This window comes from Gracilibacillus salitolerans, assembly GCF_009650095.1.
Taxonomy (GTDB): Bacteria; Bacillota; Bacilli; order Bacillales; family Amphibacillaceae; genus Gracilibacillus; species Gracilibacillus salitolerans.
Window position 1 is genome coordinate 2,988,733 of the sequence record NZ_CP045915.1, and the last position, 14,078, is coordinate 3,002,810.

Here is a 14,078-nt window from a genome sequence, read left to right on the forward strand (position 1 = left end):
GTTAAATTCCTCCTAATATATCTTGAATTAATGCTGAATTTTGCTTTGATTGTTCAGCTATTTTATTTCTTCGTGCCATTTCTTCTTCAGAAATACCTGTTTCTTGTTTATCCACTTTCTTTTGAAGAACTTTTGGTACGTTTTTATATTGCTTGAATAAATCTTCACTTACGGATGCTACTGCTTGGTTTTCTTCTAGCACTACATCGTTTAAACCTATTTCTTGCGCTTCTTCGGCAGATAACCAAGTTTCATCATCCAACAATTGCTTTAATTTATCTTCATTTAGCTTTTCGCCTGCCTTTTGAAGATAACTTTGAACAGCTGATTGATTAATTCGGTCTAGATCATCCGCTTTTTTACGCAATTCATTGGAATTCCCTAGCGCAATCGTCCATGCATTATGGATCATCATCATAGAATTTTTATACATATGAATCTGATCACCAGCCATTGCGATTACACTAGCGATCGATGCAGCCAGCGCATCTACAAAAACATTCACTGTTGCAGAATGGCTTTTTAGCATATTGTGAATGGCGATTCCTTCGAACACAGCACCACCAGGTGAATTAATGTGTACATTGATGTTCGAAACATCGCCTAGTGCGTCTAAGTCTTGCTTAAAACTAGATGCGGTTGTATCTTCTTCCAACCATTGATAGCGTTCAATGTCGCCATAAATAAAAATATCCGCTGAATCTTCTTGGTTAGCAGACATCTTCATACTCCAAAACTTTTGCTTTTTAGCAAAATGTTGTAGGTTCAATTTTAATTGTCGATTCCTCACTTAACCCACACCTCCTTCCAAGTGCATAAAAAATACACGCATTAAGCGTGTTAATCTTCGTTATTAGTGCTATTGTTAGTTGACTTCCTTTTACTTGGATCCATATCAATTGGATAAAGGTCACCAGACACCCACAATTTAGCAGCGTTGCCGCCTTCAGGTGGTTGATCTTCTAATTGTCTTACTTCATCTGGTTTCAACCACCCACTCCTAATTGCTTTCGTATAATAATCCGCTTGTGTGGATGTATCAGCTCTCAATAATGCCTTTGTATTAAATTTAAAATAAAAACCAGCTTTTCTTTCAGCTGGTGTAAGTAGCTTTCTATTAAATTCTTGTTCATATTGCCTTACAATCGGCATTAGAGTGAGGTCCACATACATTCGCATTAACTGTTCATTACTTGAATAGCTTTGCCCTTCAGTGTCATTAAGCATAGTTACAGGCATATTATAAACATTGGCTACACGGGAACGAGTGATACGCTCTGTTACTAACGTATCAGCTGCAAGATACTTTCTTTCTATGGGGGTTATCTCAACCCCCTGTTCTTGAAATAAAATGCCGCCGTTGTCCTTGTAAAATCGCTTAAAATCATCAATTACTCGCTGTCTCTTTTCGGTATCCAGGTTGCCGCCGTACTTTAAAATAAATGAATTAGGAGCCGATTGCATCTCCTTTAAACTGAATTCCCGAACCGCTTTGTCAAAATCATTCGCGTTTTGTAATACATTGATCGGACTGATTCCTTTTAAACTATTAGAACTAACAATATGCTTAATGTGTAACATTTCCATGTTATGCACATAATATCGATTTCCGTCTTCACCTAAAACCTGGTACCATAATTCTTTACTATTTCTTTCGATAACTGGCTCCACATAATCTGGATGTATTAAGGTAAGCCTTGATGGTTGCAATCTTATATCACGTTCAATAAGAGCATATCCATTCCCTTTTTCATCTCTTTGCGTTTCAAGATTTCGAATGAATTCAAACCCAGTCATATTTGGATTTGGATCATTAATAAGTACATCTGATGCGCTATTTTGCTTCATTTCATAGTTTTGATACAGCTTTAATGGCAATGTAGCCATACTATTAGAAAGCCTGGTTACTGCGCTAAAAATCGTTTCGTTTGTTGCTAAGGTGGAATTATCAATACCCCAAAATGTCTTTCCCATCCAAGAAGAAAAGTCAAATCCATCCCCCTTCCACGCTGCATATGCGTTGTATAAAGAGTATTTTAATCGTTGGAAGAATTTCAATGTTTCACCACCTTTCAAAGTTGGCTTTTATTCGAAATGCAACATTAAATATTTTGTTTTTTGCAAGTATCAATTTCCCAATAATCGTATGGTCTAAAGTTATATTTATCAGTAACCCATCTTTCCAAAACGCTGTCACAGTCTAAATTGTTTGGTCTGTTTACATCATCCTTAACAGTTACAACAACAGGGTCATTTCCTTCAATCACCACAAAAAATGTTCTATCCATAATAACACTCCTTCTTTCGCATTTTGTGTCACTTCATAAGATCAGCCATACTAACCACACCAATATCTCCGTCACCAGTAGGAACAACTAGTTTTTCCATAACCTTCGTATGAGCATTAAGTAAAGCTGCAAATCCATCAATTTTACGATAACGGCCAGCTTTAGTTGGTAATCTGTTGTTATTTCTGTCCTTTACCAACTCTACATTGTTGATATACCAACGCAATAATGGGTTTTCATTAAAGATTACCTTGCCATCCAAGAACATTTCCTTTAGATCATCAAGTGCTGGGCCAAGGGTTACAAACCCTTGTCTTATTTTTTCGGTTACATAACCTTTATCCTCTAGCGATTTATTTAACCTAAACGCTTTTGCTGGATCATACGTTATAAGTTCAACGTTATATTTTTCAGCTTGATCTTCTAGCCATTCTTCTACAATATCTTTGTTGATATATTCTTCATCAACAATTGTCAAATAGCCTTTCTCTGCCCATTCTCGGTAAGGTATTTTTTCATTACCTTCCTTCACCTTTTTCAAGGGGATCCATGAATGGGATAAAACAAATACCTCACCAGTTATTAAAGGAAACTCGATACAAGCACTGGTAAAGTCCTCGGAATCAGATAAATCGTATCCCCCAATTCCTATTTCGCCTAAAAGCGATTCGATATCTTTGTGTTTGTTGTTCTTTTCTAATGTTTTAAAGTCAATAAAAGGAACCTTGCTACCATTCGCAAATATATTAAATTGCTTGGTGATAAAATCGGAACGTTCTTCAGGATTCCGCTTATCCTTATCCCAATCATCCATGAGTACATCTAAATCAAGAGACACGCCCATGTTTGGATTAGCTTTAATCCATGTTTCTGGCTTTTCGAATTCTTTTTCATTGTCCAATTCAGCGAAATAATAAAAAGTACGTTCATCTTGGATAGCTCCGTCTAACACCTGGGCGCCATCATCATAATACTTCACTAATGGCCCATCCAGTTGATAGCCAGCTGTAGTGATGTATAAAATTAAAGGTTGCTTACGAGATCCCCGAGACTTTTTAATAACATTGATCAATTTATAATCTTTAAACTCGTGGATTTCATCAAAAACACCTAAGTGCGTATTTAAACCATCTAGCTTTTCACTATCAGAAGCTCTAGGTTCGATCTTAGAAATGGTTTTATCGTAAGCTATATAATCCCGGGTTGGTCTAAATTGTCTTCTCAGTTTCGGCGATTTTTTAACCATCGCTTTCGCTTCATCGAAGATAATACTTGCTTGTTGTTTCGTATTGGCCAACAAGAAAACATCAGCGCCATTTTCCCCATCTTTTGAAAAAGAATAGAGCGACAAACCACTGATTAAAGTGGATTTACCGTTTTTACGACCAATAAAAATAAGGCCCTCACGGAAGCGCCTTATACTTGTATCTTTATGAATCCAACCATACAGAGAACCAATAACAAAATGCTGCCACGGTTGAGCAACTAATTTATCATAATCGCCTTTTGACGGCTTGCAAAATTTTTCAATAAATCTAACGGGATGGTACCCTTTTTCTTCTACAAAAATCCAAGGAAATTCTTCAGTACCTTGCCTTTTTAAATCATTTAAGTGCCTTCGCGCAGAAGAGATATTATTTTTACTAGCTACAATTTTTCCTTTTACAACTTGCTCGGCGTACCATGTCGTTAATAACTTGTCGGATGGCTTTTCGAGAATATTACCCTTTTTCACCTGGTCTTTTTTCCATGTGATAAAACTAAAACTTTGCTTCGCCTTCTGAATGTTAGAAGTTGTCGAAGTCGTCATCATCTCCACCATTCTCTATCTTCTTTCGTTGTGCTGGAGTTAGACCAAGTGACTTCAACAAGTTATTTAAGGTTTGTACGGTTTTTGTTAGTTCGATAGCGAGAGGATTTTTCACAAGATTAGTCGCTCCAGCTTTATTGGTATATTCATACATAAGATCTGTTTTATTGATTTCTTTTTTTAATTTTCGATAAAACCGATGTGTTTCTATATAGATTTGAATCAATTCTTCATCCGATTCTTTATAATTATCACCTAGGTATTCTCTCAGTAATTTCGCAGTTGGAACCGCCATTTGGTAAATCCTCCTCTCGCTAATTTTGGTGTTACCCCCCCTTTCATGAAATTTTTTCCGCGGTGTACACGAAGGGGTGCTTCGCTCTATAGCATCAAGGCTTCCCACTTTCGGGGGTAGGGGGGATATCACCAGGTTTGTTCTGGATTTTCATTTACTTCAAACGTTTTTATTTTACTTGAAATATTTTTCTCTTTCTTCTTTTGTCCAAAACCTTTTTCCGGATGTAAATCGTTATGACAATCGAAGCAAACACTTATCAGGTTAGTATCTACCAAGGCTAAGCTTGGATCATCTCTTAGGTGGACAACGTGATGAACCGTATCAGCTGGTATCGGCTCTCCATCCTCCATGCATACCTGGCACAGATACTCATCCCTTTGCAGTATAGTGTCTCTTTTCTTTTGCCATACCCCACTCTTATAAAAAGCGTCCCTCATTTTTTTCGTTAAGATGGTGGTACTTTTCCAACGGAATGGATTAACTTTCATTCTAGATCAGCTTTCAATTCTTTCATTCGTTGATTAACCTCAAGTTGTAATCTCTCACGAGTAGCTTGATCTCTTGTCCGTCTTATCTCTTTTTGTTTTGCCCGTACTGCCTTATTAGTCACATAGCAGGTAAATCGTTTATGACAATGCTGGCACTTGAAGTATGTCTCTTTAATTCCTTTCGGATGGTCCTGATCTTTGAACTGTATGGTTGTTGGCATGCCACAATTGGTACATTGTGCTATCATGTTAGATCACCGTCCCTCTGAATTCCAAGGCTTATGTTTTACAGTACGAATATCATTCACGCTACCTTTATTGGCATGCTCAATGTGAATAGCATTACCACCTTCAAGTGGTTTTCCGCCTCTTGTTCTATAATCAAAGCCAACGTGTATCTTACTTTTTATTTCTTCGCCTTTATAAAATACTCGAGGTACACTATCAATATCATCTAACTCAATGACTAATAGTTTACTACCAGAATCATTAACGTGCTTCGGATTCCCATAACTATTGTTGCTAGGAACTCCCTTTCTATATTTTAAAGTGCACCATTTATCAACAAAAGCACCGTTGCAACCAGGACAAACTGTGACTTCTACATACTCTTTTTTCTTAACAAAAACTCTTTCCTCTTTACCACAGTGCAAGCATTCGTAAACGACATATCCTTCTGTGTTTCCGCTCATGTTTGATCACCACCGGTTAAAATATCCTTAATGATCTGTTCCGCCTTGTTGAATGATAGATCCTTACTATAATCAATAGTTATATTAGAATTAATAACGTGATCTTGAATAATTGTTGTAAAAGATATGTCATAAGTATGACTAGTTTTATGTGCCATTGGTCTTACATCCGCATAAAGAATGGATGATTCTGTTTTCTGTATATCTGTTACTTTAATATCCATCATTTATCACCATCCTTTTTATTAATCACAACTTTCATATCACTTTTCCTTATTTCTTCTTCTGGAATGTTGTGTAAGTTCGACAGTGTTTTAATAATGACATCGGTGTTATGTTTCTTTTGTTGTTCCTCTAACTCTTTCAACGAAGCAGTAGTTTTCTTCGCTTCACGTTGTACTGCTTTTAATCCTTTGATTGTATCGGAAACATCTGCAGTAATTATTAATGTTCCAGCACTTATTTTCTTTTGTTTCATTCGCCTGTTATTAACCTCTTCGCCAGATCTAGTAATTACAGGTTGAACTGGACCCTCGCAACGATTACACCCTAACCCATCAGTAAATTTAAATTGACGTTCTGTAAATACTTCTCGATAACCACATTCCATACATTCAAGTGTAGTTACTTTACCTTCGCACGACTTATCGACTGCCATGATCTACACGCTCCTTTTCAGGTACTAAAAAAGACACCTCGTTATGAGATGTCTTGAATATTTAAACTTAATATTGTACTACTGCATCATCATCTTCATTTGATTCGACTTTACCATTTAATCTTTCTATTTTCACAATGTGTGCAGGTGCTATCCATAAATCTTCTTTGATTTTTACATAATCGTTATATATTTGTCCGAATTCATCTGTTGTTTTCTCTATTACTTTTGATACACTAATATCTACATTATGTGTTTCACTTGTAACCAAAGTAATCCTTGTTTTCATATTATCTACCACCTTTATCCTTCTATAGGAATCTATTAGACAAAAAGATCCCGCGCTAAAATTTAAAAGACACCATCGATTAACAGCGTCTTTGGTTCTTTTTTATAAATATTTTCCATGAAAAGTTACTACACCTTGTTCGTTCACTTCTATTGTTTCAACTCTTAATGATTTACCTCTAACAGTAACAACATCTGCTTTCATCATCAGTTTTACTACATCATAATTAGCAGTATCAGCATAAGAACCTTCGCCCTCAACGATTTTTACATCAAGATATTTTTCTTCATTCATCTACTTTTCCTCCTCTCTATATACATCCATTTCGACACAAAGGGTAAATACTCCTGCTTATTTTGCAGGATTTTTAAATTTATATGTCGAATAGACTATAAAAGGAGGTGTGGATAAATGGCAAAGACAATTCATGTTATTCCTCATCCAAACGGTGGATGGCAAGTGAAAAAAGGTGGATCTGATAAAGCATCATCAATTCATTCTACCCAGCAAGAAGCTATAAATGCTGCAAGAGCTACTTCTCAAAGAGAAGGTCTTGAACTTGTAATTCATCGTCCAGATGGAAGAATCCGTGACAAAGACTCCCACGGTAATGATACCTATCCACCTAAAGGATAAAAAAATATCATCAAAAAAAGGCACTCACTTAGATCTGAAGTGAATGCCTTTTGGAAATTTCTTATACTACAATAATAAAGCATAATTTTTATTATGCTCTTCTCTTTTTCTGCCATTTTTCTGCACTTAACCATTTAGATTATTCTAATCTAGTCTTCATCTATAGGGCCATATCTTTCTAATGCTTTACCAATTATTTCTGAATATTGATCAGTATTGATTAAATCACATTTATGTAGGTGGTTTATGGTCTCATGCAATCTTTTAGTATATTCAATGTTCTCTTCGCCCGGTAAGTCAGCAGATTCATCATCCACATCATCAACTAAAAGTTTATATTTTTGCTGTATCATTGTATAGAAGTTAGATCCTTCTTCTAAAGTCTTAAGTTCATCCAAAGTAAAAGAAATAATTGGTCTTTTTTCGCTATACATTATCTTTTTTCTCTTGCCTTCACCATATCTCCAACCATAACCACCCATGCCTAGTATTGAGATAAAAACACCAAATTTAGCATTTCTATCAGGAATAATTTCAGAAAGTTTAGTTACCATACCGACGTCGATTGATTTTGATTTATAGTTTTTGCATTCACACACAATTTTCGACCCTATATTAATCTTAATAAATGGCGGCAAAGCCTTACTGCTAAAAGTCGTTTCAATATCTGTTTCATTGTCAGCTGTTCTCTTGTTTTTCTTAACATCTTCTATAACATCAAATCTTTCAAATAAAAAGACTGCTAGGTCTTCTAGGACTCTACCTTTTTTCCAGTTAAGGCCTTTCTTCCAAGTTTTACTCTCTTCCACCTTGGATCTTAATTTTTTAAACTTCTGAAGAGAACCATCCTCATTATCTAAAATTGGCCAAAAAATATGGTCAAGTTCATTATCTTCACATCTCGCCAATAAATCTTGTAGCTTTGTATACTCCTCCATATTCAAACTAGACATTACTATATATTCCCCTTTTAAAACCCACAACAGCTTTATCCCATTCAATAATGGAATCACATTGATCACACAGTGTATTTTGAGAGTTAGCTTTGTAGTATTCTTTTAAAGAATTAAATGTAATAAAGTGCCGATACTGTTCTCCAATACAAGGAACTCTTATGATTATTTTTAATTTTTTTTCTTTAAAAAGTTCGATTAAGATTTCTTCAGCAAAATCCATATCTATGGGTGTATGTCTAGATACTAAATGCTTTGTAAGAACATCACTTGGACGGAGATCCAAAATTTGTTTTTCTAGAGCTCTCATCACGCTGGGTGGCAAAGTATATTTCTTCTCTATATTTGTTAAGTCGATCGATAACAATGTTTACCACCCTCTCTTCAACAAAAGTATTTGTTCCTCTTATTAAATATGCGTCGATTCCTTGTTCCACAAGAAACTTATAAGCTCTATCATTTGTCTTTAAGCTTACTCCTAATAAGTCAATAAGTCCATCCTGTCTTGATCTTCGAGCTGCTTGTGCTGCTGCGCCAGACCTAAAACCTTCTTCCGTTGATTCTACACTAATTATGTGACTAATTCCATCAGAACGTTGTTTAAATATGGTAACTTCTTCACCATCTTCTTCATCTGTTTTATGAATTTCCATCAACTGTGCTTCATAAGAAAATTGAATATCTTGTATTAGTCTATTATGGAGAGCTGGTTCTTGATCGACGTCTATGTTGGCCACTTTTAAAAGTTCATTTGAAAACTCCTCAATACTTTCTTGAGCCTTAAACGATGCTTCTGTAATTTGAGGATTATTATGGTTCGTTGCTTGCTCAGCAAACTTGTAAAGTGCCTCTGGAATCCATTTTGGGGCATATATCAAGGCTTGACCGACATAATCCTTAGCCTTGTTGAAGATCATGTTTGCAATAGGTGTCCAATCATATCTATTCTTCTTAACACCATTGACATTGTGTAAATTTGCTGATGGATTCAATACAACTTTAACATTTTTTGAACTATTATAAAAAACACAATGGCAAAAAAATAATTTCTTGTACAACCTTGTAGAACCATCTATCCTTGAACCAGAAATAACACTTGGTGCTACAAAAGAAAATGTATAAGAATCATTACTCTTATCTTGGTAGATTCCTGTTAATAAAATATCATTTAACTTTGGCATGACTATAGATAAATCTTCTGACTCGTTATCTGGATTTATATCCCATAAGTTAATTTGTGTATAATTCTCTCTGTTTGCATATAAATTATATAAAAGTCCCTCAGGGAGATTTTCTTGCAAATTATAAACAAATGTATAATTGTTCCCATCAATTTGATGCAAATTCAACCATTCTTTTATCACTGGTTCTGGAAGTTCTGGACCAAAAAAACCATTTGATGTTGCCTTTTCACACAGAATGTTAGCCATTTTTTCTCTTGAATTACTTTTCTTAATATTAAGAGTCTCAAATATACTATTATAATGTTTTAGTTGAGTGTATTTACCCAAAATTTTAAATATGTTATCCCAATTCATATAGTTCCCCTTTCTAAACACAATATGCTATCTACTTGTTAAGTTACCCATATCTTATATTGTGTGTAATTCGAATATATACTGAACTATACGTCCTGCTTGCATTCTATTAATATAAGTAAAATGAATTACACATTCGTTATTTATGGGTAATTATAACCTAAATAACTAATAATTGGTAGAGGTTTTTCCATATAAGTTAATGAGGCAAAATAGAATGGCTTAATTACAATTTGGACTGTATTAAAAAAACTTGGAATTTTATATCCAAGTTTTTTCTCATTATTATTTAGGTTCGTCAACAATAGCCCGCCCCGTTACTTTAAGATGAGACTAATCCGAAAAGCCTTAATAAAGCGTACAAAGTAAATCCTATACCGATAAATATGATAATAAATCTAATGATAAATCTAATTATCCAATGCACTTTAGAACTAATGAAAAAATCAATAATTCCAACAGCTAAGAACAAAACCCCTATAATAAAAATGATTAAAATTTCCAACGAACTCACTTCCCTACGTAAAAATAATAACATAATATTCCATTTATTTTCCCGAAAAAGAAAAGACAATCATTGATTGCCCTTTTAAACTTTAGCACTGTTTGTTGAAAAGTATAAATGCGATATTACATATCGTTTATTAATTCTAGTTGGTATACTTTTTTACATTTTAAATTAACTGTATACGATAACTTTTTCATTACAAAAGAACCCAATTACATCCAATTATTTGGAATTCCATTCATATTGAATATCAGGTAAATCTTCTTCATTTTCATGACCTCTACCAATGATTTCAAATCCATGCTTTTCGTAAAATCTTTGTGCATTTTCATTTACTTCAAATGTGTATAATGTTAATTTTCCACTTGATTGTGCTTTAACTTTATCTAGCAATGTTTGACCTATACCGATTCCTTGATAATCTATATGAATATATAGTTGGCTTATTTCCCTTTCATTATAGGCAATCATTCCAACTACTTTTTCATCAATTAACGCTAGATCTATTTGAAATTGTTCAGATAATATATGATTTAAAAAATAAACGTGATTTTCAAAGCTGTGTATTTCTTTCTGATAAATAGCCTGTTCTTTACTATCTCGCCACATATCCACTGTTTGTGCAGCATACTTGGGATTATACTGATTAATTATGACTTTGTGTTGGTTCACTAAAATGCCTCCTCAAAGTTATTTACCGATTTATATGTTGTTATCTTGGTATAAATCTAACTAATACTACCCGTTGCGAGTATTAGTTTTTATAAAATTTCTTTTTAGCTTCTTTCACTAACCTGCTTCGTTAGTTTAAGTGAATTTCTTCACAATATCACAAATATTCATATTAAAATTATACCAGAAAATAATAAATTGTTGTTCTTATTTTCCATAGTTGTATTTAATTGTACATTATTATGATTGTATTGCATTTATAAGTTATATGATTAAGCAATCATATAACTTCCAGTTTTTTTTCTTTATATCTAGAACTATTTATAACTAGGAATACCTTGTGTCGTTTTATCAAGCGAAAACTGTTTCATCTTATTAAATAGTCTCAGCTCATCATATGTAAAGCTTGTAACTTAAATTTTAAACTTTTTCATTGCTTGGTCTATTCCATCCTGATTTATACCAATATATCGTAACGTAATATCCGGACTAGAGTGATTAAATATTTCTTGTAACATCGCTACGTCCTTTGTTTGTTTGTAAAAATGGTAACCGAAAGTTTTTCTTAAAGTATGTGTGCCGATTTCTTCTAGACTGACATATTCTGCAGCATCTCGTAATATCTTATAAGCCATACTTCTTCCAATTGGCTTATTAATTCCTTTCCTACTTTCAAATAAGAATTGATAATCTTCTTTTCCTTCCGTAAATTTCTTTAATTCCTTCTTTAATGAATAAGGAATATCTAACCTCTTCTGTTTTCCGGTTTTTTGTTCCCGAATACTAAAATATGCTCGTTTTGCATCTGCAACCCTTAATGTTAAAATATCTGAAATTCGCAAGCCACTATTTATTCCAACTAGAAACATAATATAGTTACGTTCATTTTTTCTTTTCAAATATTGTTTTATGGTTCTAATCATTTCAGGGTCTCTAATTGGTTGTACAAAGTTCATGCTTGTTTCACCTCACATTTATAGACTTCTACACGCATAATAAATGCTAGTTTATAAAATGCTCTTGACTTTACTCTATAATATTTTCTCTCGCTAAAACCCAATTCATTATATACCTCGTAATCATATATATCTTCATTCGTTAGATATCGACATACAATAATTGATCTTTCCTGTTGAGAAAGCCTATTTACCGAACGTTGTACCCAAAGAATAAAATTTTTTCGTTTTTTATCCAAGTCTATGCGTTTAATAGCTGTATCTTCTGTTGAAGAATGAAACGTATTATTTGGTGTTGGTGGTGTAATCGTAAATGTTGATGTTATTTTTGGTTGAAAGTCTTCCGGATCCATTAAGAGATACATTCGATAATTCTCTAAAATAGATTCTACTTTTTTTCTAGTTTTCTCTCTATCTATCTCAGGTAATTTAAATGGTACGTTCATACTTTGTTCCTCCCCCAGCCAATTTTTGCCTATATACTCCACCATGTTCCCGTTTATACATTAGGCTTGCTAAGCAACCGATAAATATTAGTCGCTTAGCAAGTACGTTTATTCTTTTTACTATATCTTCATCCGCTATTCGTTTTAATTGAAGCTGGTACCGCCTGAATTCTAGTAAATTTTCATCGATATTCTCTTCAATTGTCTTTACCATAATAGCGCTCCATTTCTTTTCTTAATTGACGATCGGTTAATTTACGAAAGTACTGTTCACTATATCCACTTACTAGGGACAATTGTTGAATTATGGATTCTCGTTTGTTTTCACTCATCCTAATAACTCCTAAAACCCTGTAATTTTTTCATCTCAAGGGCTTCCCTGTTTTTATTGATTCGATCAATGCCAAATTTACAGTATTCTTTATCAAGCTCAAATCCAATCCAATTTCGTTGTGTATTATCACATGCAACAGCGGTTGTAAAACTTCCCATACAATTATCCAAAACTACATCACCTCTGTTTGTATATGTCTTTATAAGATATTCAAATAATGTCAAAGGCTTCTGGGTTGGATGAAAAGTTTTACCGTCTCTTGCAAAATCTAAAATTGATTTAGGATAATTTGTATGGGTAGTTGTATATTCTTTCATGAGACTTGTATCACCTTCTTTAAAAATACCACCTACACGTTTTCTTTTACTTTTTCTCACTTTAAGAAGTGGAACAATACCTTGCGGATGATAAGTTGGTAGCTTCTTATAAAATACACAGATGTTTTCATGATTTTTTAATGGCATTTTCTTAGCATTTTGAAAACCGGTTGTATGTTTTCCCTTCTTCCATATCCATTCGTATCTGAACCAGCTCATATTGCTTGCAACTAGCTTAGAAGTAAATGGCTGACTAGCTGTTAGTACAATTGCGCCATGATCTTTAATGATCCGCTTATATTGATCCCATAATAGATCGAAAGGAATGATTTCATCCCATCGACAATTGGTGGTACCGTATGGTAAATCACATAGAATCATATCTATGGATTTATCCGGAATACACTTCATTCCTTGAATGCACTCCATGTTATAAATAGTGTTTTTCTCAATATTCATTTCTTTTCCCCTTTCAAGATGGTATAATAAATCTTGTTAGGGAACGCTTGTTCTCTTTATATTCTATCCTGTCTCTGTAAAAAAATATTACTAACTGTAAACTTAGAGACAGGATAGTAGTTATTTATTCTTTTTCCTCTCGAGTTCCGCTACTCTTGTAATTAGATTTGCCATATGATGAATTACTGCATCTGTAGCGATTACTTGCCTATTTTCTTTCTTTAAGTCTAGATAAAATTGTTTGGCTTTTTCGTACTTATCCAATCCCTTTCACCTCACAAAAATCATATAGCTAAATTTATGACGGTTACATGCAATTGTAAAATTAGCAACCGCTACTCCATTAGGTGTATAACGCATTTATGGACTTCTGGTTAGTCTTCCTACTAGTACTACTCTGTTTAACAAGTGATCACCCCTATATTTAAATCATACTCAATACTGATCTAGACTTTTGACTATATTTGGCTCCCGCCCGTTACACCTTTTAAAAATAAACATACTATGCATTATCTGAATTCAAGGAGGTGTTTCGTACATGGGTGCTAGCTATGGATATGGTGGTGGTTTTGCACTGATTGTAGTATTGTTTATCCTATTAATTATCATAGGTGCTTCCTACGGTGGTGGCTATGGAGGTTACGGATATTAATTTGATTTTTAGTGTATCTAGCATTTTGTAACCTCCTTTCTAAGATACAGATGAACGCCCGTCTGTATCTTATATACATAACGC

General features: G+C 33.9%; 23 protein-coding genes and 1 pseudogene. 2 read left to right on the plus strand and 22 right to left on the minus strand.

All coding sequences use genetic code 11. The features are described from left to right. Window position 1 precedes the first annotated feature (1 nt). From GI584_RS14280 to GI584_RS14335, 12 genes are all read right to left on the minus strand, one after another. Window positions 2-790 carry a head maturation protease, ClpP-related gene (locus GI584_RS14280; RefSeq protein ID WP_153791614.1) on the minus strand — a complete coding sequence of 263 codons (789 nt, stop codon included), beginning with the start codon at window positions 788-790 and terminating at the stop codon, window positions 2-4. A gap of 50 nt (window positions 791-840) precedes the next feature. Beyond that, entirely contained in the window at window positions 841-2,058 is a 1,218-nt protein-coding gene (locus GI584_RS14285; RefSeq protein WP_153791615.1) for a phage portal protein, read from the minus strand. 44 nt (window positions 2,059-2,102) lie between these two features. Further along, complete coding sequence (locus tag GI584_RS14290; protein WP_153791616.1) at window positions 2,103-2,288, minus strand: hypothetical protein; 186 nt, start codon at window positions 2,286-2,288, stop codon at window positions 2,103-2,105. Window positions 2,289-2,316: 28 nt separating this feature from the next. Then, window positions 2,317-4,101 (minus strand): terminase large subunit, encoded by a 1,785-nt coding sequence (locus GI584_RS14295; RefSeq protein ID WP_153792981.1) that lies wholly within the window; start codon window positions 4,099-4,101, stop codon window positions 2,317-2,319. Beyond that, the gene (locus GI584_RS14300) at window positions 4,076-4,393 is read right to left on the minus strand and encodes a phage terminase small subunit P27 family (RefSeq protein WP_153791617.1); all 318 of its coding nucleotides are present in this window, start codon (window positions 4,391-4,393) and stop codon (window positions 4,076-4,078) included. Before GI584_RS14300 ends, GI584_RS14295 begins: the two co-directional genes overlap by 26 nt. Before the next feature lie 128 nt (window positions 4,394-4,521). Further along, complete coding sequence (locus tag GI584_RS14305) at window positions 4,522-4,884, minus strand: HNH endonuclease (RefSeq protein WP_153791618.1); 363 nt, start codon at window positions 4,882-4,884, stop codon at window positions 4,522-4,524. Further along, a complete protein-coding gene (locus GI584_RS14310; protein ID WP_153791619.1) occupies window positions 4,881-5,132 on the minus strand; it encodes a hypothetical protein in 252 nt (83 codons plus the stop codon). Before GI584_RS14310 ends, GI584_RS14305 begins: the two co-directional genes overlap by 4 nt. Window positions 5,133-5,138: 6 nt before the next feature. Beyond that, the gene (locus GI584_RS14315) at window positions 5,139-5,576 is read right to left on the minus strand and encodes a hypothetical protein (RefSeq protein WP_153791620.1); all 438 of its coding nucleotides are present in this window, start codon (window positions 5,574-5,576) and stop codon (window positions 5,139-5,141) included. Beyond that, window positions 5,573-5,803 carry a hypothetical protein gene (locus GI584_RS14320; protein WP_153791621.1) on the minus strand — a complete coding sequence of 77 codons (231 nt, stop codon included), beginning with the start codon at window positions 5,801-5,803 and terminating at the stop codon, window positions 5,573-5,575. The genes GI584_RS14315 and GI584_RS14320 overlap by 4 nt, the downstream gene beginning before the upstream one ends. Further along, window positions 5,800-6,234, minus strand: a complete 435-nt coding sequence (locus tag GI584_RS14325) for a hypothetical protein (protein WP_153791622.1) — start codon at window positions 6,232-6,234, stop codon at window positions 5,800-5,802. The genes GI584_RS14320 and GI584_RS14325 overlap by 4 nt, the downstream gene beginning before the upstream one ends. Window positions 6,235-6,301: 67 nt before the next feature. Then, a complete protein-coding gene (locus GI584_RS14330; RefSeq protein WP_153791623.1) occupies window positions 6,302-6,523 on the minus strand; it encodes a hypothetical protein in 222 nt (73 codons plus the stop codon). A 102-nt stretch (window positions 6,524-6,625) separates the two neighbouring features. Continuing rightward, complete coding sequence (locus tag GI584_RS14335; protein ID WP_153791624.1) at window positions 6,626-6,817, minus strand: hypothetical protein; 192 nt, start codon at window positions 6,815-6,817, stop codon at window positions 6,626-6,628. 117 nt (window positions 6,818-6,934) lie between these two features. Between GI584_RS14335 and GI584_RS14340 the strand changes: the two genes are divergently transcribed. Continuing rightward, window positions 6,935-7,159, plus strand: a complete 225-nt coding sequence (locus tag GI584_RS14340; protein ID WP_153791625.1) for a DUF2188 domain-containing protein — start codon at window positions 6,935-6,937, stop codon at window positions 7,157-7,159. Window positions 7,160-7,308: 149 nt separating this feature from the next. Here the strand turns inward: GI584_RS14340 and GI584_RS14345 are convergent, their stop codons facing one another. The 10 genes and pseudogenes from GI584_RS14345 to GI584_RS24060 all read right to left on the minus strand — a co-directional run. Further along, window positions 7,309-8,112 (minus strand): restriction endonuclease, encoded by an 804-nt coding sequence (locus tag GI584_RS14345; protein ID WP_153791626.1) that lies wholly within the window; start codon window positions 8,110-8,112, stop codon window positions 7,309-7,311. Between the two features lie 266 nt (window positions 8,113-8,378). Further along, complete coding sequence (locus GI584_RS14355; RefSeq protein ID WP_153791628.1) at window positions 8,379-9,650, minus strand: hypothetical protein; 1,272 nt, start codon at window positions 9,648-9,650, stop codon at window positions 8,379-8,381. A 730-nt stretch (window positions 9,651-10,380) separates the two neighbouring features. Then, entirely contained in the window at window positions 10,381-10,830 is a 450-nt protein-coding gene (locus tag GI584_RS14360) for a GNAT family N-acetyltransferase (RefSeq protein WP_153791629.1), read from the minus strand. A gap of 413 nt (window positions 10,831-11,243) precedes the next feature. After that, a complete protein-coding gene (locus GI584_RS14365; protein ID WP_153791630.1) occupies window positions 11,244-11,786 on the minus strand; it encodes a site-specific integrase in 543 nt (180 codons plus the stop codon). After that, window positions 11,783-12,232 (minus strand): ArpU family phage packaging/lysis transcriptional regulator, encoded by a 450-nt coding sequence (locus tag GI584_RS14370; protein WP_153791631.1) that lies wholly within the window; start codon window positions 12,230-12,232, stop codon window positions 11,783-11,785. The genes GI584_RS14365 and GI584_RS14370 overlap by 4 nt, the downstream gene beginning before the upstream one ends. After that, window positions 12,216-12,446, minus strand: coding sequence for a hypothetical protein (locus GI584_RS14375; protein WP_153791632.1), 231 nt, complete (start codon window positions 12,444-12,446; stop codon window positions 12,216-12,218). The genes GI584_RS14370 and GI584_RS14375 overlap by 17 nt, the downstream gene beginning before the upstream one ends. Next, the gene (locus tag GI584_RS24245) at window positions 12,430-12,564 is read right to left on the minus strand and encodes a hypothetical protein (RefSeq protein ID WP_267902825.1); all 135 of its coding nucleotides are present in this window, start codon (window positions 12,562-12,564) and stop codon (window positions 12,430-12,432) included. The genes GI584_RS14375 and GI584_RS24245 overlap by 17 nt, the downstream gene beginning before the upstream one ends. A gap of 1 nt (window position 12,565) precedes the next feature. After that, window positions 12,566-13,342, minus strand: coding sequence for a DNA-methyltransferase (locus tag GI584_RS14380; RefSeq protein ID WP_153791633.1), 777 nt, complete (start codon window positions 13,340-13,342; stop codon window positions 12,566-12,568). 120 nt (window positions 13,343-13,462) lie between these two features. Then, window positions 13,463-13,606 (minus strand): hypothetical protein, encoded by a 144-nt coding sequence (locus tag GI584_RS14385; RefSeq protein ID WP_153791634.1) that lies wholly within the window; start codon window positions 13,604-13,606, stop codon window positions 13,463-13,465. 39 nt (window positions 13,607-13,645) lie between these two features. After that, a pseudogene (locus GI584_RS24060) lies at window positions 13,646-13,750 on the minus strand (single-stranded DNA-binding protein); the annotation flags it as partial. A 130-nt stretch (window positions 13,751-13,880) separates the two neighbouring features. Here GI584_RS24060 and GI584_RS14390 point away from each other — a divergent pair. Then, window positions 13,881-13,994 (plus strand): YjcZ family sporulation protein, encoded by a 114-nt coding sequence (locus tag GI584_RS14390; RefSeq protein ID WP_153791635.1) that lies wholly within the window; start codon window positions 13,881-13,883, stop codon window positions 13,992-13,994. The last annotated feature ends 84 nt before the right edge of the window (window positions 13,995-14,078 follow it).